Origin of the sequence: Nostoc sp., assembly GCF_036917655.1 — a bacterium.
GTDB lineage: Bacteria > Cyanobacteriota > Cyanobacteriia > Cyanobacteriales > Nostocaceae > Nostoc.
In genome coordinates this window covers 14,859-37,209 of record NZ_JBALCY010000015.1, presented here as the reverse complement: position 1 = coordinate 37,209, position 22,351 = coordinate 14,859, and the positions used below count along the sequence as shown (strand labels likewise).

16 protein-coding genes are annotated in these 22,351 nt (G+C 39.8%); all 16 read right to left on the bottom strand.

Annotation, left to right across the window (positions count from 1 at the left end):
* Positions 1 to 44: 44 nt before the first annotated feature.
* The 16 genes from V7K30_RS09000 to rfbF all read right to left on the bottom strand — a co-directional run bounded on the left by V7K30_RS09000 (position 45) and on the right by rfbF (position 21,863).
* Positions 45 to 1,037: a glycosyltransferase family 2 protein gene (locus tag V7K30_RS09000; RefSeq protein WP_334998748.1), complete on the bottom strand. Its 993-nt coding sequence runs from the start codon at positions 1,035 to 1,037 to the stop codon at positions 45 to 47.
* Positions 1,038 to 1,101: 64 nt separating this feature from the next.
* The gene (locus tag V7K30_RS08995) at positions 1,102 to 2,262 is read right to left on the bottom strand and encodes a glycosyltransferase family 4 protein (RefSeq protein ID WP_334998747.1); all 1,161 of its coding nucleotides are present in this window, start codon (positions 2,260 to 2,262) and stop codon (positions 1,102 to 1,104) included.
* A gap of 331 nt (positions 2,263 to 2,593) precedes the next feature.
* Complete coding sequence (gene hepA, locus V7K30_RS08990; RefSeq protein WP_334998746.1) at positions 2,594 to 4,444, bottom strand: heterocyst formation ABC transporter subunit HepA; 1,851 nt, start codon at positions 4,442 to 4,444, stop codon at positions 2,594 to 2,596.
* A 114-nt stretch (positions 4,445 to 4,558) separates the two neighbouring features.
* On the bottom strand, positions 4,559 to 5,278 hold the full coding sequence (gene hepC, locus V7K30_RS08985) for a heterocyst development glycosyltransferase HepC (protein WP_334998745.1): 720 nt from the start codon (positions 5,276 to 5,278) through the stop codon (positions 4,559 to 4,561).
* A 767-nt stretch (positions 5,279 to 6,045) separates the two neighbouring features.
* The gene (locus tag V7K30_RS08980) at positions 6,046 to 8,274 is read right to left on the bottom strand and encodes a GumC family protein (protein ID WP_334998744.1); all 2,229 of its coding nucleotides are present in this window, start codon (positions 8,272 to 8,274) and stop codon (positions 6,046 to 6,048) included.
* A 202-nt stretch (positions 8,275 to 8,476) separates the two neighbouring features.
* Positions 8,477 to 9,577 carry a glycosyltransferase gene (locus tag V7K30_RS08975; protein WP_334998743.1) on the bottom strand — a complete coding sequence of 367 codons (1,101 nt, stop codon included), beginning with the start codon at positions 9,575 to 9,577 and terminating at the stop codon, positions 8,477 to 8,479.
* Between the two features lie 330 nt (positions 9,578 to 9,907).
* Complete coding sequence (locus tag V7K30_RS08970) at positions 9,908 to 11,221, bottom strand: NAD(P)H-dependent oxidoreductase (protein WP_334998742.1); 1,314 nt, start codon at positions 11,219 to 11,221, stop codon at positions 9,908 to 9,910.
* Between the two features lie 479 nt (positions 11,222 to 11,700).
* Entirely contained in the window at positions 11,701 to 12,945 is a 1,245-nt protein-coding gene (locus V7K30_RS08965; RefSeq protein ID WP_334998741.1) for a glycosyltransferase, read from the bottom strand.
* Positions 12,946 to 13,006: 61 nt separating this feature from the next.
* Positions 13,007 to 13,561 carry a dTDP-4-dehydrorhamnose 3,5-epimerase gene (gene rfbC, locus V7K30_RS08960; RefSeq protein WP_334998740.1) on the bottom strand — a complete coding sequence of 185 codons (555 nt, stop codon included), beginning with the start codon at positions 13,559 to 13,561 and terminating at the stop codon, positions 13,007 to 13,009.
* Positions 13,562 to 13,635: 74 nt separating this feature from the next.
* On the bottom strand, positions 13,636 to 14,487 hold the full coding sequence (locus V7K30_RS08955) for a phytanoyl-CoA dioxygenase (RefSeq protein ID WP_334998739.1): 852 nt from the start codon (positions 14,485 to 14,487) through the stop codon (positions 13,636 to 13,638).
* Between the two features lie 51 nt (positions 14,488 to 14,538).
* A complete protein-coding gene (locus tag V7K30_RS08950; protein ID WP_334998738.1) occupies positions 14,539 to 15,546 on the bottom strand; it encodes a glycosyltransferase family 2 protein in 1,008 nt (335 codons plus the stop codon).
* An 85-nt stretch (positions 15,547 to 15,631) separates the two neighbouring features.
* The gene (locus tag V7K30_RS08945) at positions 15,632 to 16,585 is read right to left on the bottom strand and encodes a glycosyltransferase family 2 protein (RefSeq protein ID WP_334998737.1); all 954 of its coding nucleotides are present in this window, start codon (positions 16,583 to 16,585) and stop codon (positions 15,632 to 15,634) included.
* A gap of 204 nt (positions 16,586 to 16,789) precedes the next feature.
* A complete protein-coding gene (locus V7K30_RS08940) occupies positions 16,790 to 18,058 on the bottom strand; it encodes a class I SAM-dependent methyltransferase (RefSeq protein WP_334998736.1) in 1,269 nt (422 codons plus the stop codon).
* A gap of 209 nt (positions 18,059 to 18,267) precedes the next feature.
* Positions 18,268 to 19,296, bottom strand: coding sequence for an NAD-dependent epimerase/dehydratase family protein (locus V7K30_RS08935; RefSeq protein ID WP_334998735.1), 1,029 nt, complete (start codon positions 19,294 to 19,296; stop codon positions 18,268 to 18,270).
* A gap of 436 nt (positions 19,297 to 19,732) precedes the next feature.
* Entirely contained in the window at positions 19,733 to 20,947 is a 1,215-nt protein-coding gene (gene lhgO / locus V7K30_RS08930; protein ID WP_334998734.1) for an L-2-hydroxyglutarate oxidase, read from the bottom strand.
* 142 nt (positions 20,948 to 21,089) lie between these two features.
* The gene (rfbF, locus tag V7K30_RS08925) at positions 21,090 to 21,863 is read right to left on the bottom strand and encodes a glucose-1-phosphate cytidylyltransferase (protein ID WP_334998733.1); all 774 of its coding nucleotides are present in this window, start codon (positions 21,861 to 21,863) and stop codon (positions 21,090 to 21,092) included.
* Positions 21,864 to 22,351 lie beyond the last annotated feature (488 nt).

Genomic DNA, 22,351 nt, shown 5'->3' with positions numbered 1-22,351 from the left:
TCGTTATAAAAAATCAATTCCACAACTCAGATAGGATTGCTCTCTTAATTCGATATTTTCATTAATTTACTTGTTAAAAATCGGGGAGTAAAACTAAGAGTCAGTGCTATCATAGTTCGCACATTAAATTTTTGTTTGTTCAGCACCTGCCAAAAATAAGGACGTGCTGCTGCTATCTGTTCACTTCGTAGCAAACCAATTCCCAAAGTGGTATTAGCTTCTAACCATTTTTGTTGAAAGTACGTCCTAAATTGCTGTAGACGAGTATCTTCCATAAAGACTTTATAACAAAATATTTCGCTTTTAGCTTTGCGGATTTTTGCCTGCACATCTCGACTACCACTGAGCATGGTATCAGTTTGCTCATGGGCGCGATATCGCGTCAGTCTTTCTGGATAATAGTAAGCACCACGACCAGATATACAGCAGAGATAAGTTAAATATAAATCCCACATCCCCCCAACTTCTGAGGGAATACTATCCCAATCCACAAAATTATTACGAATCACACAAGCTGCCGCAGTAGGTATACTTTTATCTATTAACCCAATTTTATAGAAAGGTTGATGAATTCCTTGTGTTAGTTGATCTCGCTTGTAACCGCGTGTATTTTCTTCAGTTCCAACATCATTAATTATGCCATGTGCATCTATGATATATTGGTCACAAAAAGCGATAATTAAATCAGAATTTGCTTCTAATGGTGGTACAAGCTTTGCTAAAAAGTCTTCATTCCAGATATCATCGTCATGGAGACTAGCAACATATTTACCTTGCGCCATTTTGAAGCCATGCTGCTGATTAGCTAACATCCCTACATTTTGCTGATGCCGCCAAAACCTGATGCGTGAATCACCAAAAGATGCGACAATTGCTTGGGGATTTTCTGAACTAGAATTATCACAAATAATAATTTCAATATGTTGATAAGTCTGTTTAATAGCACTAGCGATCGCTTGCTTGAGATACTCTGGTCGATTATATGTGGGGATAATAACGCTGACTAAAGGTTGTTGGTATTCTTGATGCGATGACATATTTTTCTCCCTTGATATTTCATAGATAAAAGATGCACTATTTGATGTTTTGACCAAACTAAGCTTATTTAGCTTGAGGGATACTATATAATTTTTTAGCTCTAGAAGGAAAATCTGCTATTGTTTTTGCATAAATTGTCCGCAGATTTTTTAGATGAGCATCCATTGTAAATTCCTTCATCAATAAAGCATGACCTTGTTCGCCCATGTATCGGCTTTTTTGATGATCTATATACAACTCATTAATGGCATCAGCCAGCTTTTTGATATTATTGCCTGGAACAAGAATACCCGTTTCTCCATCTCGTAAATGTTCTGGAATACCTCCGACTGCACTACCAATTACAGGTCGATAACGAGCATAGGCTTCCAGAGTTACAAGACCGGCAGGTTCAGGCCAGACACTGGGAAAGATGACTGCAAAACACTGTTGATAAAGTTTATTTATTTTATCGCGATCGCACCAACCATGCCAAGTGATCCGATTAGTTAATCCGAGTGTGTTTGCTAACTTTTCTAAGCGGGGTCGTTCCCAGCCATCACCTGCGATATCAAGTTGAATTTGCGGATCTGTATGTATTAAGGTTTTGAGTAACCATTCCAAACCTTTATCAGAAACAATTCGTCCCGCAAACAAAATTCTATGATTTTGGTGGACTTCTAAACTCAGGGGTGTAGTTACTGTTTGTGGTACAGAGATTCCACAGTGTAACGTTACAGTTTGCTCAGGGGGTACACCGTTTTGAATCAACTCTTGCTGCACGTATTCGCTATTAGCAACAAAAGTAATTTTTGCCTTTTTTAAGACATCTAAGAACTGATTAGTTTTTTGAAGTTCTTTAAGAGTTCTTAACGGTCTACGGCTACCACATTTATCTACTAATTTACCCCAGGTACATCCTAAGTAAGAAAAATTGCGATCGCAGATTGTCCGCTGCCCTGCTAAATATTTTGTGCCGCTAGGACAGTAGAATGAGTGATTATGAACGCTGAAGATGGTAGGACATTCGCCTGTAAGCTGCAATAGTAAATCTGGGCTGTGGATGTGCAGCAATTTGAATTGACTTTGGTCAACATTCTTGAGCGATTTTATCACGCGATCGCTAACATCATGTGGTCGATGTTCAAACAGAGAAGCTAAATAAGTCTCAACACCTCCGCCTTCACCTACCTCAAAATTTGAGCATTGATAAATCAGGTCTTTGTCAAATATTTTCTGGTACATATTTTATATTATTGTTCAGCATATAGCACTATTTTTAATAGTTATTAAAAACTTATTTTTAGAGACAATGAGCATTATAATACTATTTTTTTGCGATGCAATTTCACCAAACTACTGATACAGATATAGCAATCCGATTTGATTTCTGAAATTATTTGCGTAGGCTGGGAGTAGGGAGTAGGGAGTGGGGAGTAGGGAAGAAGCCTCTTTGAGTTGTACTGAGTTTTTTCAAAAATCAAATATGAGTCCTATATATAGGTACTGGTGTACGGCTGTAGGGATATACAGCCGATTTATATATTCCAAGTATTTTGGTAATTGGATATTATTTCTAATCTGATTGCCTTACTTCATACTGCATTTGATGATATTTCCAAAGTTTACCTTTGAGTTCCAAGAGTTCTTGATACTTACCTTGCTCTACTATTCGTCCTTTTTCTAGTACTACAACTTTATCAGCTTTAGAAATGGTAGAAAGACGGTGAGCGATCGCAACTACTGTTTTCCCAACAGATAGCTTTTCTAATGAATCTTGAATTAAGCGCTCAGATACAGAATCTAAGGCGCTAGTTGCCTCATCTAAAATCAAAATTTCTGGGTTCCGAAGTAAAGCCCGCGCTATAGCAATTCGCTGTCTTTGTCCTCCAGATAATCTAACACCCCGATCTCCTAATTGGGTATCAAAACCTTCAGGCATTTCCAAAATAAATTCTAGTGCATTCGCTAGTTTAGCAGCTTCTTTAATTTCATCATTAGTAGCTTCTGGAGTCCCGTAAGAAATATTCTGCCAAACATTAGTATTGAAGATAAAAGTATCCTGACTGACAACAGCTATTTTACGACGTAGGGAGTTAATTTCAAACTGCCGCACATCAACTTCATCCATATAAAGGTTTCCATCTGTAGCATTATAAAATCGGGGAATTAAATCAGCAAGGGTTGTTTTACCAGCACCAGATGCCCCAACTAATGCTGTCATTTTTCCCTTTTCAATAGTCAGGGTAATATTATGTAGCACTATATTTTCATCATCGTAGCCAAAATCCACAGAGACTAAATCTATTGACCTTTTTAAACCCTTAAACTCAACTTTTCCATTTTGAAAGTAATATTTATCATCACTTTTCAACAGATTTTTAATGTTGTCCGCTGAACCATGTAAAGTGCTGAGATATGCTCTCGTGCCATTAATATCTTGAACAAATGGTATGAAGCGAAATAGCACAAAGAAAAAGGTTAGTAAAGAAGCAACTTGTAGCGTTCCATTGGTAACAAGGCTAGTGAACGCCAAAATAATCATTCCGATCAATACCGTAGTCGCTACCCCTTCGGCAATTGGCTTAACAAGTGTCCAGGTAAATACAACTTTTGTTGTAGTACTTATTACCTTGTCGCTAGCTTTGTAGTAACGCTGACGCTCAAATTCTTGAGTCCCACAGGAGTGAACAGTGCGAATACCATTAATAAATTCTATGGCTGTTGATGTAAAATTAGCATTAGCAGTTGTCATACCAAAACTTGATTCTCTGACTCTAGCATTCAGATTAGACAATCCCACACCTAAAAGTGTAAATAGTAATGCTGATATCAGCGTCAGTTGCCATGATATCAAAAACATTGATATTAAGTAGACAAAAGTTGTTAGTCCTCTAGTTACTAAAAAAGCTCCGCCACTGAAACCCTGTCTGATCCTTTCGATTTCTGTGGTAATTGTGTTAATTAGTTCACCAGAACGAGTTTTGGCAAAGTAACTTAGCGATAAAGCTTGTAACTGCTCAAAAATTTGCTTACGTAAGCGATCGGCAAGATGTAGTTGAGATAATTCAGTGTAGACTTGGGAAAAGTAATTAAAGGTTGCACGTAACCAAGTACTCAATAAAATCAGCAAAGATACGCGGTACAGACGATTAATTGCCGATGTCTTAGCTCCCAAAATCCAGATATCAAACCAGTGTATTCCTGTCTGAACAGGTTGAGCGTTGGGACTAGTTAAGCTTTGCAAAAAGGAAAGTAAAAAACCAATACTCACACCTTCAAAAGTTGCCGCCAACACTGAGAATATCAGAGCTAAAGTTGCAATTTTGCGAAAGTGTTTAAATTCTCGCAATATCAAATAGTTGTCCTGCCAGAAGCTGCTAGCTTTGAGCAGACTACGGAGTTGTTGAGGAAGTTGGAAATGCATGAATTTTATCATAATAGTTTGGCAAGGTAGATAAACCGCTATAGATAAGACGCAACCAATTTTTGCTTTAGCCTCAGTGCGGCAGATGAAACCATCAGTTACCGCACAGATAAATTACAGTGTTTGGCTATCCAGATGTAACAGGTGAGACTGTGCCTCTACTTCCCATGAAGCCTTAATTTCTGGTAGTTTATTTAGCTGTACTGCATCTTCTAAAGTCCAACAACGAGATTTAGTCAAACTCATGTCACCCCGCAGCACATTCAATAACTGGGGCAGATTGTCGAGATTGTATTTACCCATCCAACGCCCTAGCGGTGTAATGTTGTGCGTGCGAAACCTAATCGCCCGAAAGAGTTTACCCCGTTCTCCAACCCGCCACTCACGGCAAAAAAGTGACCCTGGCGAGTAAACCTGCATTAATACAATCAATCCCAATATGACTGGACTTACTAATAGCAGCAACACTAAAGCAGCAATCCAATCAATTAGTCGCTGCAATTGTCTCAAGGGTTGGTTAGGCAGTTTATTGCCAGCGGGTATGCTTAGGAATATTGGTTTTTGAGCTTCTTCACATCCATCTGCCCAAAACCTGAGCAAAGTTTCACCCAATTTTGGATCTATGCTTACCAAACTTACAGGAGAATGTTGTAAGCATTCTACTAGCGATCGCTTACTATCTAATGAAGGCAGATATGGTTGTTTAACTCGTCCCAATGGCTTCACCAACAGTTTACCCCGTCGCCAATGGAGTGTGCAGTACCCACGATTATCTTGGTGTTGCTGGGTTACATCATATAAATTTTCTAGAGTTGGAATTATTGAAGTTGTCATATGTCTTTGGGATTATACAGAAGTGAATTGCTGAGGAGTTATCAAAGGCTATCAATGCCAAAGACCCAAATCCGCATCTTGTTGTAAGTCCAAAAAGTTGGAGATAATTGAGGGCAAAAATATGTTAGTACTATTTGCCACTCAGCCAAGCACATATCGTGCAGAATTCTGCTGGTGTAGAGATATACAAATTAGACAGAGACTAATCACATAGGTAGCAATCAACGCTACTATCAATATTCATGGGCAATCGGGATTTTCCGGTAACTACTGACAGTAGAAAAATGTAGAGGGAAATTACCCATGAATCTATATCTACGTTTAATTGCGCTGAGGTGTTTGTTGTGTCGATATTAACAAAACCAGTCCACTCTTGTCTTCTAGCCTTTTTTAAGGTGCTTTAATCTCTAGAATATAAGACTATGTAGAAATAGCGATCGCTCAAATAAATTCTTTATTTACTCTTTAAATAGCCAGTTATTTCTCTGACAACCCATGAAGATAGCATAAATATGCTGAAATTTTCCTGATAGCAATAAAATTAAATTTTGTTCATAAAAAAGCAGGGTAGGACAGCTGTGCTATCCTACCGAGTGTTGTATTTCAACTAATTAGATCCCCGACTTCTCTAAGAAGTCGGGGATCTATAGCATTTCCCAATCACATGAGGTACATCATAGTCCCCTCTCGAAGAGCGGGGAGGGGGTTGGGGGTGGGGTTCTTGTACCTCACAAGGGCCGAGAACGGCTATATCGTAGCCGTACTAGCTATTTTTCCACAGCTTGGCGTAGAGCTAATTGCTGTTGTTTGATATTGGGTACGTAATTAATGCTAGAGTTTGATACCCCGTTAGCTACAACCCCAATCAGATTTAACTTACTTAACATGGCTGTAGCTTGAGTAAGCTGACTTCGCGTTACAATACCAATGCTTGCCACCATGATCACACTACGACAAGATGATGCCGTAAGCATGGCATCCACCAAGCCGAGAACTGGGGGAGCATCTATCAGTACCAAATCATAGTTTTCCTCAAAAGCTGCCATCAATTGCATCATCCGAGGGGAACTCAACAGATTAGCTGGATCAGTAGGTTTGGGGCCAGCAGTCAAAATATCGATGTAGGCAGAACCTGAGTATTGAAGACTAATTTGGTTGGGTAGAGTTGCATCACTCGCCAGTAGAGTTGAAAGCCCCTGTTCATTAGGAAGATTCAGTTGTTCGTGCAGACTGGGATTACGTAAATTAGCATCAATTAGCAACACCTTTTTGTGTAAACGAGCAGCACTCATTGCCAAACCTAATGCCAAAGCTGATTTACCCTCATCGGCTAAAGCTGAGGTAATCATCAAAGATTTCAAGTTAGTAACAGTATTTAAAAGTTCAATGTTCTTGTAAATCAGATCCAGCGATTCCCAACGCGGTGGAGATTGCAATACCTGAATTGTCCAGGGGGCGAGAACTTCTGGCTTACCAAAAGGCAACTTGATCATTGATTCTCTGGGTTTGGCTGGCGGTAACTTGGGAGTTGTTCCCAACAACGGCATGGCCATTTGCTTTTCTAACTCAGCAGTGGTGTGAACTGCATCATCAGCCGATTCCCGAATAAAGGCAGCAATACCTCCTAACATAAACCCAACCACTCCACCTAACAGCAAGTTCTGCTGGAGATTGGGGCCTAATTGTGCGCCTTTTTGGGGATCTTCTACAACTTCCCAATTAAATCCACCCTTGGAAAGTTCTTGCCGCAATTGCTGTTCTGCTCTTAAAAGTTGCTCTAACCTTTCACGACTAAATTGCAACTGCGGTAGCATCCGATTGTAATAAGCTAACAGAGGTGGGAAGCGTTTAATTTCCAAACGCATCTCATTTTCTTTTTGGGCCAAAGTTTGATCGCGAGCAGTTAAAGAAACTATAGTTGTCTGCGTTTCTACTAACTGACCAGCAAGGCTAAGATCAATTTGGCCAAGTTGTCCTTTTTCAAGAAGAGAGTCTCCAGAAGTGAATCCACCAGTAGACTTTCCGCCTAAAGTTCTTCCTACTTCTTGTTGCAATAATTCCTTCTGACTCTGAAGCTGTTCTTTGAGCTTTTGCACACTCGGAGTCTGATCTGTAAAGCGTAAGCGTTCTTGTGCTAGTGCCAGCTCGGTTTTTTGGATTTCGTTTAGTAAGCCTTGATAGCGAGTAGACTGACTCAGACGAGAAGCAACTAGAGCATTCTGAGGAGAACGGTTGAGTTGTTCTTCCAAAGATTTTTGGCGTGCCAAAGCTTCCTCATACTGAGAACGAGTTGTCTGTCGTTCTTGGGCAATATTGTTCAAACCTGTTTCAATAGCTTTGGCTTGTGACTCTGGATCAATTAAGTTCTGATTTCTCCGAAACCTTTGTAAATTTGCCTCAGATGCGTTTACTTCTTCACTGGCTTTACTTAACTGTTCCCTGATAATTTGTAGACCTTTTTGTAAACGCGAATTCTGTTGTTCTTTGTTATATTCCACATAAACTTGTCGAATTGCACCCAGAACTTTTTGTGTCTTTTCTGGATCTCCAGCGGTGTATTCAACTTGAAATATTTTAGTAGCTACATTATCTTCTTTGCTCCTTAATTGAGTTAAGACCAAAGAAGCTTTAATTTCAGATGAAGTTATGTCGGGATAATCAGACTGAAGTTTCTCAACTGCTTTTTGAATAAGTCCTGAACTCTGCATCAAGTTAAGCTGAGTTGCAGTATCTATCACAACATTAGAGTCGGTAAACTGGTTATCTAACCCAGCACCTTCTGTCTTACCTTGATAGTTAGGTTCTACTAGCAGTTGCATCGAACTTTTATAAGTAGGTTTTGTTTTAAAAGTTACCATACCTGCAATAGCAATAGAACTAATTAATACTGCTAAGAACCAAGGAAATCTTCGCACAAATACGGCAAACAATTGTCCGTAACTTGGTTCAGTTTCAGAAGCTGGAGTTATCTGAGGATTTAGACTAGTTTGAACCACTTTTATTATCCTTGTCTTTTCTACGAAAGGCTATGCCAACAAGATTTACGCTAAGAGATTCTCCGAAGAATACCTATTTTTTTTCCGAACCACCTTTTCTGCGAGAGGCTGACGCCAACGCGCAGCGTCTCGTTAGAGAAGGACGCCAAGAAGGAGAGAGAAAAATAAATAGGTAATCTTATAGGGGGAAAAGATTAGGGAATCAAATGAATAATTGATGCACGCCACAAGCTTGGTTAATAATTTGCTCAACTTTACCAAAGAATGCATTCTCTGAAAAGTTTGCTACTGCATGATTACGGATGCGATCGTAATTCCAAGAAATACTCTTGGCTTCTAGTAATGCAACTTGTAAAGATTCAGGTGTTTGTCTTTTGAAAAAGACTCCTGTTTCACCTGGTATTTGAGTATCTAATACTCCACCGGCTCCATAGGCGATGACTGGTGTGCCGCTAGCATTAGCCTCTACTGGAACTAATCCGTAGTCTTCTAGGGCTGCGACAATAATAGACTTGGCTTTGGAAAACAAGTCTTTGCGGGTTCTATCACTTACGTGTCCCAAGAACTCAATATTTTGTAATGCTTTGGATTTTAACCGTGCTTGTTCTGGCCCATCACCTGATATTAATAACCGCCATCCCAGCCAATTGAAAGCTTCCACTATTATATCAAGACGCTTATAGCTGATCATCCGGGCTGAGGCCAGATAATATTCATCTTTTATATCTGAAAAAAGAAATTTACTAGTATCAATTGGATAGTTCACCATCATTGCCTTTTTGCCATAAATATTTTCAATCCGGCGGGCAACAACACTAGAATTAGCAATGTAAAGGTCAGGTTCCTGTGCATATTTCAGGTCTACCTTTCTCATTACTTGGAATACTTGTTCAATTAAAGGAGCAAAATATCTATAGTCTCCGTATTCTCTTAAGTATGTTGCTGTATCCCATAAGAAACGGGTGACATTATGGCAAAAGCAAATGTGGCGGGCATTGGGATTTTTTCGCACTGCTTTGGCGAAGCTGGTGCTACTACTAATAATTAAATCGTAGTCTTGCAAATCCAAGGCACGAAAGGCAGGAAAATATAGAGGAGCCATCGACCTGAAATATTTTGCTGCATAGGGAATCTTTTGCAAGAAGGTTGTATTAACTATGCGATCGCCTAGATCAATAGTTTTTTGTGGATCGTACAAAGATGTGAAAATATCTGCTTCAGGATAGCGCTTACAAAGCAGTTCAAACACACGCTCTGCCCCACCTCGCTGGGTTAAATAATCATGGACTAGAGCAATTTTCATGAATTTGACCTAAAGTTTCGATCAGGTTTATTTCAACGCTCCCCAGCAAGTTACTATCAACAACTTTAGTGTTCAGCAGTATAACTTCCTATCCTCTTCACGAAATTCTTGCTACAAATACGTTTTCACGAAATTCTTGCTACAAATACGTTGGTAGGGGCTTCGGAGATCCCCCCAACCCCCCTTTTTAAGGGGGACTTTTTCTGATCTTTACCCCTTTTTTAAGGGGGTCGCCGCAGGCGGAGGGATCTGATCCGAAACGTATTAGGGGCGTACAGCTGTACGCCCCTACAGCCAATTCATTTGTTGCAAATATTTTTGGAATCGATATTACCCAACTGCTACCAAGATTTTTTCTGAGGCGAAATAAGTGTTTTGCTCAGTTCTTAGTTGGTCGCAGAGTCTGCCTTCAGGTAATTCTACATCCTCGTATGTGAGGACTTGATCCTTAGTAATATCTCGTTTCAGGCGACATCCTTCGGCTAAACCAATTGGTAGGAGATTTTGCTGTTGGACGATGGGGGAATTTTCACATTGTCCGTAGGTCATGTAGTAGCCGATGCCATCCAGGGTTTCTCCTGCTTTCAGGTCAATTTTCGCGGTGGTGACAACATCTACTAGCGGGCCTGCGAGTGGAGACATAACGGCATCACCGAACAGGACAGCACGCGCTACGGACAAGGGAACTTCAAAATGACAGAGGTGATAAGGAGTATAGAAGCTGTAAAGAGGGCCTTCGCCTAATTTGTATAAGTTGAGATAGTGGCGTTGCTTGGGGTCGTCGTGAGTGGCAAATACATATACGCCTGGGCCTGGTTTTGCTCCAACTACATAATCGACAATGCCGCCCATTTCTTTGAGTTGTTCAACATCATATAAATGGGTCATTTCCTCGACATAACCGTTGAAGTCATATCCCAACATTCCCCGTTTGGCGACTTTCATGCCTGTGGCATTGGCTACGATCGCTTGCTCAAAGGAAATTTTGGTTCCGTCTGCGAAGCTAGCCACCATATGGGGCTTTTGACCCCAACGTTTAGCAAATCCTTCCTGGGTGGTGGGATTGCGATAGGGGTCTTGGAGTCCTTTAATGTTACCGCACAATAACGGAGTTAAACCAATGCTTTTTACAAAACGGTAGAGGTTCATTTGCACCCCTGGCTGATCGCCATCACAGGCGCTGAGAATGACACCTGCTTTGTCAGCATAGACTTTGAGGATGGGGCCAATAGTGCCGTCGAGTTCGGCATTCATCATAATCACATGTTTGCAATGGGCGATCGCTTCCATTACGATGTGAGCGCCAAATTCCACCGCACCTGTGACTTCGATTAGTGCGTCAATACCCTCAGCCCGACACAGTAACTTAGCGTCTTCTGTGACTGCATACTTACCGTTAGCGATCGCATCTTCTAATTCGCTGACAGTTGCAACAACTTGAATATCCTCAATTCCTGCTTCCGAATAAGCTTGTTTAGCTGCATCAATCTGACGATTGGAGATAGCAACTAACTCCATTCCTGGCACTGAATTGACAATTTGGTTGGCAATTCCTCGACCCATAAAACCAGCACCAATCATTCCCACTTTGATAGGATTTCCTGCTGCTGCACGGGCTTGTAAGGCGCGATCGATAATAATCATGAACTAAACTCCTTTTTGGAACTGTTGGTTGTGATACAAATTCTCTATAAACTTGCACTTAATAATTTGTTACCAATGATCCTTACTTTTCACGGGATTTAAAAAACCTCACTTCCATTCCTCTCCCCTTCTACGGGCTACGGTGTACACACAAGTCGAAAAAAGCTCGATTTCTCATTTCTCCTTGTTCTCTCGTTCCCATGCAAAGCTAGGAATGGTTGATTAGAGGCTGCTGCCTCCAGTCAGATATTGAGTCAGAGACTCAATGAATGCATTCCTCATGCAGAGCATGGGAACGAGTCAAGCCTAATCAAGCTAGGTTTTTAGGACTTGTGTGTACACCGTAGCTTCTACGGGAGAGGCTTTGAATTTTCCCCTTCCCTTGTAGGGTAGGGGGTTAGGTCTTTTCCGCATTACATGAAAAGTCAAAGAAATGATCACTTGCTAAATATTAAGTACATTTTCACGGTGAATTAGGATTAGTGATGGCTACTAACTGCTTGTTTGCTAGATGCTATAAAACCAGTCTGTTTTTTCTGGCTGTGATTTGCGATAATTTGCTCCACAGCATTTCTATAGGCTTGGGCAAACTTTTCTTTGGTATGATTTGCTCTAGCATATTCCCAAGCCTGACGAGACATAAGCTTTAGGTCTTCTACAGGCAAATTGGAAATGCTTCTAACTTTCGCCTTAATTTCTTCAAGGGAAAGATTATCGAAAATCACACCAAAATCATGAACATCTACACCAGATTCATAGCTTAAAATCGGAATTAATCCGGCTTGCAAGCTAGTTATTACTGCACCTGCCTGTCCCTCTGAAACGGAAGGATAAACAAGTCCTAAACAATTATTTGTAACCTTTAAAAAGTCAGGGCTGCTAACATCAATCCAACCATAGGTATGAATATTCGGTGTTTCGTATAGTTCTTTATAGAAAGCTTGCTCAAACTCTTTGTCATTACTTACCGGGCCACAAACTGTTAAATGGTATTCCGGCATTTGGGCAAAGGCATCTAAAACTAAGTCTAATCCTTTGAGAACTAAAGCACTACCACCAAACCATAGGAAACGCTTTCTTACCGCTTCAAAATCTTTCTCGTCGGGAGAGGGATAAACCAGTGACGAAGAAATGGGAATACGATACATTGGTTTGTTGGCATATTTGAATGTATCAACTGTGAAATTGTTGCCCAATACGGTAGCGTAATCGGCATATTCAATTCCCAAGTTGGGCGTCTCAAATCGCTGTGGACGTAAGGTAATACCTCTGCGCTGTTGGAGTTCTAGAAGTCTGTTGCATTCAGCTGCATTGCGAAACACCATATTAGCAATGTCAACATGGAAAATCTTGATGCAATCTTTATTCAGTTTTGGTGCAAGCGCTTCTAGACGATGACGAATATCAATAAAAAATGCGTAGTCTTTTTGAGGAACGAATTTATCATTGTGGAATTGGATGACATCAACATTATAGCCCAGGTCTAAAAAAGTTTGGGCGATTAGTAGACATTCCCAGTTCCAACTCTGGTCATTGGGGATAGGCTGACCTGGTTTTATGAGAAATGGTTCAATCCGATAAGAAAGAAGTACATTTCCTTTGGAAGGCTGTTTAGGCTTTAGGGAAACAACTTGTAAGCTCTTAGCGTAATTGATGCGAGCTTGGACTTTCTTGGAGACAAAAGAGATAGTATTACCGACACGAGATAGAATTGTATTTTGCATTTATTTCTACCCAAATTAATTATTTTACCCTCACATAAAGGCGCCGATAAAGAGCCTATAGCTATCTGGAAGTGCCGCCAACAGTCATCATTCTCAACAAAGGCCAACTTAAATCTTTATCGGATATTTCAGTCACATCTAGAGGCCAATCAATATTAAAGAATGAGTCGTCATAGCGTAAGCCTCTCTCATACCCTGGCGTGTAAAATTCACCCACTTGATATACGACTTCAGTCTCATCTGTGAGTGCTTGATAGCCATGAGCAAACATTTCTGGAACATACAAAGCGCGGCGGTTTTCTGGGGTTAGTTCTACACCAATGTGTGATAAAAAGCTGGGAGATTCAGGACGCATATCAATAATTACGTCATAAATAGCGCCTTTAGTACAGCGAATTAATTTTGTTTCTGCTGCTGGCAGAATTTGATAGTGCATTCCCCGGATAGTGCCTTTTTTGTAGTTAAAAGACAGGTTACATTGGGCAACTGTTGGCTTTAATCCATGTGCTTCAAATTCTTGAGCGCAGAAAGACCGAGCAAAAAAACCACGGTGGTCTGGCTTTTCTTCTAAATCAATAATAAATGCGTCTTTGAGTGCGGTTTCAGTGAAAATCATATGATTCCTTTGAGATGAATATTGAGCTATTTTCGGTGCTTTATGCTGTGGCTAACACACCCTACGAAAGGGTATTAAGTCGGAATTTTAACTGCATCTGATGCAGAACGTAACTCTGCTCTGGGATAAGTATCATCCCAGTATTGGGTGCAGAGGTCTGGTCGTTCGGGAGGGTTGGCGGTGTAACAAAAGAATAGCGCCGATCGGTCTTCTGTGCGGACTGTGCCGTGATGCAAAGTATTTTTCGTATCTACAAGAATGACTGTACCTGCTGGGCCTGGACAGGATTTCCAAGCTGATTTGGGGATGACTGGTTTTACTTCATCATCATCGATACCGATGTAGCCTGCTTTCCAAAGTTTGTAGTAAAGCTGAAAATAATTCCAACTAAATAAGGAAGTTAAAGAGCGGGGAATGTATTCAAAAGGCCCAGTTTTTTTTTCTACATCATTCAAGTAAATAAAGACTTTGATAATGCGACGGTCTTCTGCATCGCTATGCCATAGCAGCGTCCCAAACTGATGTTTACTCTTGAAATCTTTGCGTAAATGTACACCATGAAAAGCAATGGGAAGACCGATATAATTTTCGATGATGTTGAGCAGTCTTTTCTCTATCGCCCAGGCATAAAATTCTGGTAACGCTGTAACTGTGGAAATTTGGGGCAACCTTTCATCTAGATGTTCGTTGTTAGGATTTTCCATCTGAGACAATTGATGGTAAGCAGCTTTGAGCAGTTCGGAGCTAGAATTTAACGCTAAATCTGCCAGTGTTGTGACGCAAACGCCATCTTTTTTGAGAGCATTAAGGATGTGGCGATCGCTTCCTTCCAATGCTGGCAGATTTCTGCTATGCTTCAAACGGGCTACGTAGTATTCAAAGTCAGAAAACAGTGTAGATATTTTGCGTTTAATTGCACTAAACATGTTGTACATCCTTTCTAGTTTTGATGTATATTTATCAGTCAATTTAGTAGTTTATGGCTTATAGCTCCGTATTTCTTGAGTAGATATTTCAGTTGATTCTGCTAATCTGAACTCTTTAGAAACCATCACATCAAAAGCACACAAGCTGACTAAAGCCAAAAATGGAACTACTGTTTTAATGGCGGACATCGGCCATCTTCTTAAAGCACCCAAGAAAACTTTCAAGTTGACTTCTTTGCCGTTCTGCAAAAGCATCCGTCTACAAAACTGCTTAGAATATCCACTCTGCTCCAATTTCAAAATCACTTCGGGTATGTGTTTGTATTGCATTAACAGTGCAGATTTTGGTTCTTTCTGCCAATAACTCACACCAACAACACATTCTAAATAAGTCTCTTTAGTGACAATTACACTACCATTAGCAGCACAATACCCAGCTAAATATGCTAAAGATATCCAGTTATTCTCAGCATCTTGCCAATTTTGTAGAGCGCGTTTTACTAGGTCGGTGCGGTAGACTGTAGCAGTCAGAAAAATAACTGCGCCGACACTTTTTGAAAAACAATGCTCAAATATAGCTTTACCATCACCATCACCATCTTCACTATCTATATCAAACCAGCGATTACCAACAATTCTTGGTGGATGAACTGGTTCACCAGTAATTTGGTTCCGACCGGAAAAGTTAAGGAACAATAATGACAATTCTTCATGTTGCTTGAGTTTGCTAATCACATAAGCAATAGCTCTATCTTGAATTGGGTCATCATCACCAATTGTCCAGACATATTTTGTTGTTGTAGAATTTAGGCAATACATAATATTTTTGACTACGCCTAAATTTTTGAAGTTTTTATTTGATTTAAATGTGATATAGCTAAGTGTTGCTTGCCATTTCTTTATCACCTCCTGAGTATTATCTATTGAACAATTATCAGAAACTAAAATTTCACAGTCCTCTTCATAACCTTTGATAGCTTCAGCCAGCCATGCTAACTGTTTATCAAGTAACTCAGCACGATTATAAGTTGGTATGGCAATGGTCAGTAATTTATGCATGGGAATAAATAGTAATTAAATTGGTATATGAATGTTCATTGCCAAGAAGTAGTGTTAACAGTAACTTGGCAATGAACACAATAAATTACAGGCTAGTTCTTAGCTGCTTGGGTGGAAAAAGAATTGCCCAAGCTGATATACTTAACAAACGGAGGTAAGGAATAAATATCTTTATTGTCAAAAAAGGCCAACGTTTTAAAGCGCCTAATAAGATTTTCAAGTCAGTTTTTTGTTGGAAATTCTGCCAAATCATTTGCTGACAAAATTTCTGAGGATATCCTACTTTTAGTAGTTTTATATAAACTTCAGGAATGTAAGCATATCGCATTCTAAAGTTCCATGTCGGATCAAGATCCAAAAGACTAGCACCCATAGTACATTCTAAATAAGTCTCTTTAGTAACCATGACACTTCCATGAGCAGCACAAAACCCAGTCCAATATGCTTGAGATGCCCAATTACTAGTAGCAGATGGCCACTTTTGTAAAGCTTGCTGTACTATATTTGTACGATAAATTGCTGCTGATATAAACAGTACACCACCAAAATTTTCGTTTAAATAACCTTGGAATACAGCTTTACCATCAACTCTCGGTTCGTCGTTATCACTATTTAACCAGCGTTCTACAACAAGTTGACCTGTTCCTTTTTGGCGACCAGAGAAATTTAAAAACATTAGGGCTAAATCTGAATGTTTTTTTAGTGTTGTTAACACATAATCTAGGGTTCTCTCCTGAATTGGATCATCATCACCAATTGTCCAAACATATTTACTGGTTGGGGCTTTTAAGCAACAAGCAATATTACCCATTACGCCGATATTCTCGCTATTTTTATTCGACGTAAATGTGATGTTACTGAGAATTAACTGCCACTTTTTAATTACTTCTTGGGTATTATCTGTAGAACAGTTATCAGAAATAAAGATTTCACAGTCAGACTCAAACCCTTTAATAGCTTTAGCTAACCAAGTAAGTTGTTTATCTAGAAGCTGGGCACGATTGAATGTAGGAATAGCGATGGTAAGCAATTTATTCATATTTAACTCAAATTTGTAGTTAATAAGAATCAGGATTAACAGCAGATTAGTAATTAACAAGCTGCTTTCCAGTCTAAAATTCTGTGCTTTGGTGACAAAAACTTTCCAGGGGATACGCCTTTTAATTACTCTTTAAATATTGCTTATTATTAAAATAATTAAATTATTAGTAATTAGAGGCGTTTTTTTGCTTATGTTTAGTAATTACGACGCTATTAAAAGCCTATCCGGAACAGGAGATGGATAAATTTTGACTTCAGGAATTGGTACTACAAACTGTCCACCCCACTCGCCAATAAATGCCATTTGTTCCATAATTTCCTCCTTGAGATTCCAAGGTAAAATTAGGAGATAATCTGGTTTAGTTTCGCGGATTTTATCTGGTTCAAAGATGGGAATATGAGTTCCAGGTAGAAATAAGCCCTGCTTGTAGGGATTGCAATCTACTGTATAATCGATAAAATCTTTACCAATCCCACAGTAATTGAGCAATGTATTGCCTTTAGCTGGTGCGCCATAACCAGCGATTGATTTACCTTCTGCTTTAGCTGTCAAGAGAAAATTTAATAGCTTGTGCTTTGTTTCTTTGACTTTTTCAGCGAATGTAATGTAAGTCTCTATCCGATGCAGTCCAGCGGCAATTTCTTTTGCTTTTAGATGGTTAACTCGTTCATTAATGCTAGGATTATCAGCGTGGTCATGTTTGGCATAAATTCTTAGTGAACCGCCATGAGTTGATAATTCCTCTACGTCAAAAAGTTGCAAGTTGTGCGTTGCAAAGATATTTTCTATAGTTAGGAATGAAAAGTAAGAAAAATGCTCATGATAAATCGTATCAAACTGATTTTCTCGAATGAGTTGTAAAATGTGAGGAAACTCCATCGTCAAAATGCCATTGGGTTTGAGGATGAGTTTCATGCCAGCGATGAAATCGTTTAGATCCGGTACATGAGCTAAAACATTATTACCTATCAAAAGGTCAGCTAGTTTTCCTTGGCTCACGAGTTCTTTGGCAGTTTCAACTCCAAAAAACTTGTTGATACTAGGAATGCCTCTAGCTTCAGCAACCTTGGCGATATTTGCTGCTGGTTCTATTCCTAAAACTGGGATTCCCTTTTCTAAAAAATATTGCAGTAAGTAGCCGTCGTTGCTGGCAATTTCAATAATTTGATTATGATGATTAAAACAAAACTTTTCTACCATCATATCGGCGTAAGCCTTGGCATGTTTTAGCCAACTTACCGAGTAGGAAGAAAAGTAAGCATAGTCACTGAAAATATGATCTGGAGTTTCAAACTGTTCTAATTGAACTAAGAGAGTATCTTCAGAGACATAAGCGTGGAGAGGGTAAAATTTTTCGGCATTATTTAGCTGTTCTGCTGTCAGATACGCATTGGCTAAAGGTGACATTCCTAGATCAATAAAGGTTTGCTGTAGAGGTTGACCACTAAAACGACATTTTGCGCTCGCCATAAATTTTAACTCACTGATTGCAAATAATTTTATGGATGAAATAAGTCCGAATCAAATATTATTAATTTCGGAGATATTGATGTTTCTGTGCTGCTATTAGTGTGTAAATTTTAATTTAATAGGTTCGTAGTTTGCACTTTAGTGCTAAAGCACAAACTAGGAACCATTTCTCTGATTAAATTATTTATTTACACAGTAATAGCCAATAGCTACTTTTTATTCCAAAAGAAATCTTTGTCAATTTGCTCGGTACGAATTAGATACTCTAGCTGCTTTAAGCGGGTAAATCCTCTAAATAAGAAAGTATCTTCAGCCATATGTATTTGACTGAATAAATCAAATAGTTGCTGGGCACCAAGTTGGGCATTCCAATCACACTTAAATCCGGGGAGGATTGTATTGATTTTCTCGAAGGATACCCGATAGCTGCGGTTATCTGAGCCGTTGTCACCAAAGGACAATTTACAATCTGGAAAAATATCAGCAATAATTTCCGCGATTTCTTTGACGCGATAGTTGTTTGCTGTATCTCCCACGTTGAAGATTTGGTTATGTACAATGTCCCGTGGTGCTTCCAAGGCGCAGACTATTGCTTTGCAAATATCCAGTGCATGGACTAATGGACGCCAAGGTGTACCATCACTGGTCATTTTGATTTCTTTACTAGTCCATGCCAAGCCTGCTAAGTTGTTTAAAACAATATCAAAGCGCATCCTGGGAGAAGCACCAAAGGCTGTGGCATTCCGCATAAAAGTGGGAGAGAAGTCATCGTCAGCGAGTGGTCTGACATCTTTTTCTACGAGAGTTTTGCATTCTGCGTAGGCTGTTTGGGGATTAATTGGGGATTCTTCTGTGACATCACCTGCGGTAGCAACACCGTAGACACTGCACGAAGACATATATACAAAACGACGCACACCCATAGCCTTGGCCAGGCTAGCCAGACGAACTGAACCTATATGATTAATTTCGTAGGTAATATTGGGTGCCAATTGTCCGGCTGGGTCGTTGGAGAGTTCCGCCATGTGAACTATTGCTTCAACACCTTCCAAATCTTCAGGGGTGATGTTGCGGATATCTTTGTTAAGGGTTTTGGGTGTTACCCCATTGGCGTTGTACAGCCAACCAACTTTATAGAAACCGGTATCTAAACCGATAACTTCATGTCCCCGTTCAATTAACAGAGGCGGTAATAATGAACCTAGATAGCCTTCTGTGCCAGTTACTAATATTTTCATTGTGGTTAATACCTTTGTATTGATGAGTTAAATTCTTCGTTTGGTTGGAGCGCACAAATGTGCGCCCCAAGGGCGTGTCGCATCCAAAAGGGAACCGCTATATTTTTCGTTTGTATGCAATAACTCGACTCTCTTCTCTTAGGAGAGAGGCTTTGAACCTTACTCCCCAACGCTACAAGGGTTGGGGGTTAGGTCATTGGACTCAACCCAAAAGCGAAAAGCGCTATATATGACTCGGCTAACAGTCATTACGTAGTTACTAAAACCTTTTGCAGGCTTACTCATTGGGTAGCAGCACTCTATAGCGGTTCTTAATTGATGCACTACACTTTTTTCTTGTGGGATGGGCAATCTTTGTATTTCCGGGCGCTCATGTTGCCCACCCCATAAGATTCATCCCTTAATTCAGCAGCCCCGGAAGTAATAACTATGCTATCTATGCAGTTACTACATTATCTAAATGCGAGGGTTGGGGAATTTGAGTGACTAGCGCTTTGCCAATTTCTAAAGAAGATGTGGCAGCAGGAGAAGGAGCATTGCAAACATGAATGGAGTTTTGACCGGAAACAATCAAAAAGTCGTCTACAAGCTTGCCATCGTTCATTAAGGCTTGAGCGCGGACTCCTGCATGGGTGGGAACTAAGTCTTTTGCTTGGACTTCGGGAATTAGTTTTTGCAAACTTCTGGTGAAGGCTGCTTTACTAAAGGAACGAATGATTTCTTGGATGCCCTCATCAGCGTGTTTTGCTGCTAACTTCCAAAAACCGGGATAGGTGATGACCTCAACAAAATCTCGCAGGTCAAAGTCGGTTTTTTTGTAACCTTCGCGTTTGAGACTGAGAACCGCGTTTGGCCCTGCATGGACGCTACCATCAATCATCCGGGTAAAGTGGACACCCAAGAAGGGAAAATCTGGATTGGGAACTGGGTAGATTAGTGTCTTGACCAGATAGCGTTTTTCTGGTGTGAGTTCGTAGTATTCTCCCCGAAATGGGACAATTTTTGCTTGGGGTTCAACTTGACCTAATTTGGCAGTGCGATCGCTATGCAATCCAGTACAATTAATTACAAAGCGTGTTTCAAAGCTACCGTTGTTTGTTTCCAGTACCTGATTTTTACCACTTGGGGAGATTTTCAGAACTTTTGTATTGAGGTGTAAATCCCCACCCTGCTGTTGAATTAGCTGGGCATATTTCAAACAAACTTGCTTGTAATTAACAATACCAGTTGATAATACCCGAATTCCACCTACACATCTTACATGAGGCTCAATTTCCTTGACTTCTTCGGGGCTGATTCTCTGGACTCCTATGCCATTGTCTAAGCCGCGTTTGTAGAGATTTTCTAAGCGTGGTAGCTCTTGTTCTTCAGTTGCAACAATTACCTTACCACAAACTTCATGGTCAATTCCATGCTCTTGACAGAATTCTACCATTGAGCGAGAACCGTCACGACAAAATTTAGCTTTGAAACTCCCTGGCTTGTAGTAAATACCAGAATGAATCACCCCACTATTATTGCCGGTTTGGTGAAATGCCCATTGGCTCTCTTTTTCGAGTACTAAAATCCGGGCATTGGGATAGCGTTTTCCTAAAGCCAACGCTGTCGAGAGTCCAACTATTCCCCCACCTATAATTGCAAAATCATACATTAGTATTATTGTACTTGAAATTACAGTAAATCTATAAAATCGAAAAGTGAAAAGTTAAGAGTGTGGAGTTATAAGTTAGGAGTGAGGAGTTAAATGCAATTAATAACTCATAACTCCTAATTCATAACTCATAACTCTCTTTCTACCAAGCTTTCCAAGGAGCCTGACTATTATTCCATAGCCCCTCTAGATAGTTTTTATCACGTAAAGTGTCCATCGGTTGCCAAAAACCCTGATGTTTGAAAGCAGACAGCTGTTCCATATCAGCTAGCTTTTCTAATGGCTCTTGCTCCCACACCGTAGAGTCATCAGCAATCAAATTGATTACTTCTGGTTCTAGCACAAAATAACCGCCATTAATCCATGCTCCATCACCTTCAGGTTTCTCTCGAAAGTTGGTGATTTTAGTTTGCTCATATCCTAAGGAAATGGCTCCAAAACGTCCGGCTGGTTGAACGGCTGTGAGTGTTCCTAAGGTATTTTGTTGTTTATGAAAGTTAACTAGCTCTGTGATATTAATATCACTTACACCATCACCATAGGTGAAGCAAAAAGTTTCATTACCAAGATGTTCGCTGATTCGCTTTAAGCGTCCGCCTGTCATTGTATTATCACCCGTATTTACTAAAGTGACACGCCAGGGTTCAGCATAACCAGAATGCACGTTCATCTGGTTAAATCGCATGTCAAAGGTAACATCTGACATGTGTAAGAAGTAGTTAGCAAAATACTCTTTAATTATGTAACCTTTGTAACCACAACAAATGATGAAATCATTTATGCCGTGGGCAGAGTAAGTTTTCATTATGTGCCAGAGAATTGGCTTACCACCAATCTCAACCATCGGCTTGGGTCTGATACTAGTTTCTTCACTGAGGCGTGTACCAAGCCCTCCAGCCAAAATCACCGCTTTCATGCAATTACCTCGGAGATTTGTAGGGATATTATTATTTGACTTTATCGAGATGAAGAGGATGCACTTAGATAGAGAAAAATTTATTTCTATTTTGTTTTTCTCCGTCAACAATCTAACTGTAATTTTCGGCAAAATTATGAAGGAAATATAAATTAAAATCTTTTCTATATAAAAGCTCTATGAATATCTATAAACATGAGAATAAATTACTTAATTAAATAAAAGTATCAAGCATAAAATAACTAGGATTAGCGGTAGCTAACCCTAGTCAGGCCTGATTTTATCAATCAAAACCAATAATATGTCAGTAACAAAACTTACTTATCTTTAGAGGATGTTTTAAAAGTATTGGGCGAATATAATTCGCTACTACACAAAGCTTAGTCCACGGAGTTGGACTAATACAAATTCAAGGGCAAGTTTTCTCTGTGTAGCTGCGATTTCGAGTCGCCCACGCGAGTAATAAATTAGACTTTATAAACATCCTC

Excerpts from the sequence above, each read along its gene's own strand:
- V7K30_RS09000 (WP_334998748.1), bottom strand. The coding sequence starts at position 1,037 with ATGTCATCGCATCAAGAATACCAACAACCTTTAGTCAGCGTTATTATC.
- V7K30_RS08995 (WP_334998747.1), bottom strand. The coding sequence starts at position 2,262 with ATGTACCAGAAAATATTTGACAAAGACCTGATTTATCAATGCTCAAAT.
- hepA (WP_334998746.1), bottom strand. The coding sequence starts at position 4,444 with ATGCATTTCCAACTTCCTCAACAACTCCGTAGTCTGCTCAAAGCTAGC.
- hepC (WP_334998745.1), bottom strand. The coding sequence starts at position 5,278 with ATGACAACTTCAATAATTCCAACTCTAGAAAATTTATATGATGTAACC.
- V7K30_RS08975 (WP_334998743.1), bottom strand. The coding sequence starts at position 9,577 with ATGAAAATTGCTCTAGTCCATGATTATTTAACCCAGCGAGGTGGGGCA.
- V7K30_RS08970 (WP_334998742.1), bottom strand. The coding sequence starts at position 11,221 with ATGATTATTATCGATCGCGCCTTACAAGCCCGTGCAGCAGCAGGAAAT.
- V7K30_RS08965 (WP_334998741.1), bottom strand. The coding sequence starts at position 12,945 with ATGCAAAATACAATTCTATCTCGTGTCGGTAATACTATCTCTTTTGTC.
- rfbC (WP_334998740.1), bottom strand. The coding sequence starts at position 13,561 with ATGATTTTCACTGAAACCGCACTCAAAGACGCATTTATTATTGATTTA.
- V7K30_RS08955 (WP_334998739.1), bottom strand. The coding sequence starts at position 14,487 with ATGTTTAGTGCAATTAAACGCAAAATATCTACACTGTTTTCTGACTTT.
- V7K30_RS08950 (WP_334998738.1), bottom strand. The coding sequence starts at position 15,546 with ATGCATAAATTACTGACCATTGCCATACCAACTTATAATCGTGCTGAG.
- V7K30_RS08945 (WP_334998737.1), bottom strand. The coding sequence starts at position 16,585 with ATGAATAAATTGCTTACCATCGCTATTCCTACATTCAATCGTGCCCAG.
- V7K30_RS08940 (WP_334998736.1), bottom strand. The coding sequence starts at position 18,058 with ATGGCGAGCGCAAAATGTCGTTTTAGTGGTCAACCTCTACAGCAAACC.
- V7K30_RS08935 (WP_334998735.1), bottom strand. The coding sequence starts at position 19,296 with ATGAAAATATTAGTAACTGGCACAGAAGGCTATCTAGGTTCATTATTA.
- lhgO (WP_334998734.1), bottom strand. The coding sequence starts at position 20,947 with ATGTATGATTTTGCAATTATAGGTGGGGGAATAGTTGGACTCTCGACA.
- rfbF (WP_334998733.1), bottom strand. The coding sequence starts at position 21,863 with ATGAAAGCGGTGATTTTGGCTGGAGGGCTTGGTACACGCCTCAGTGAA.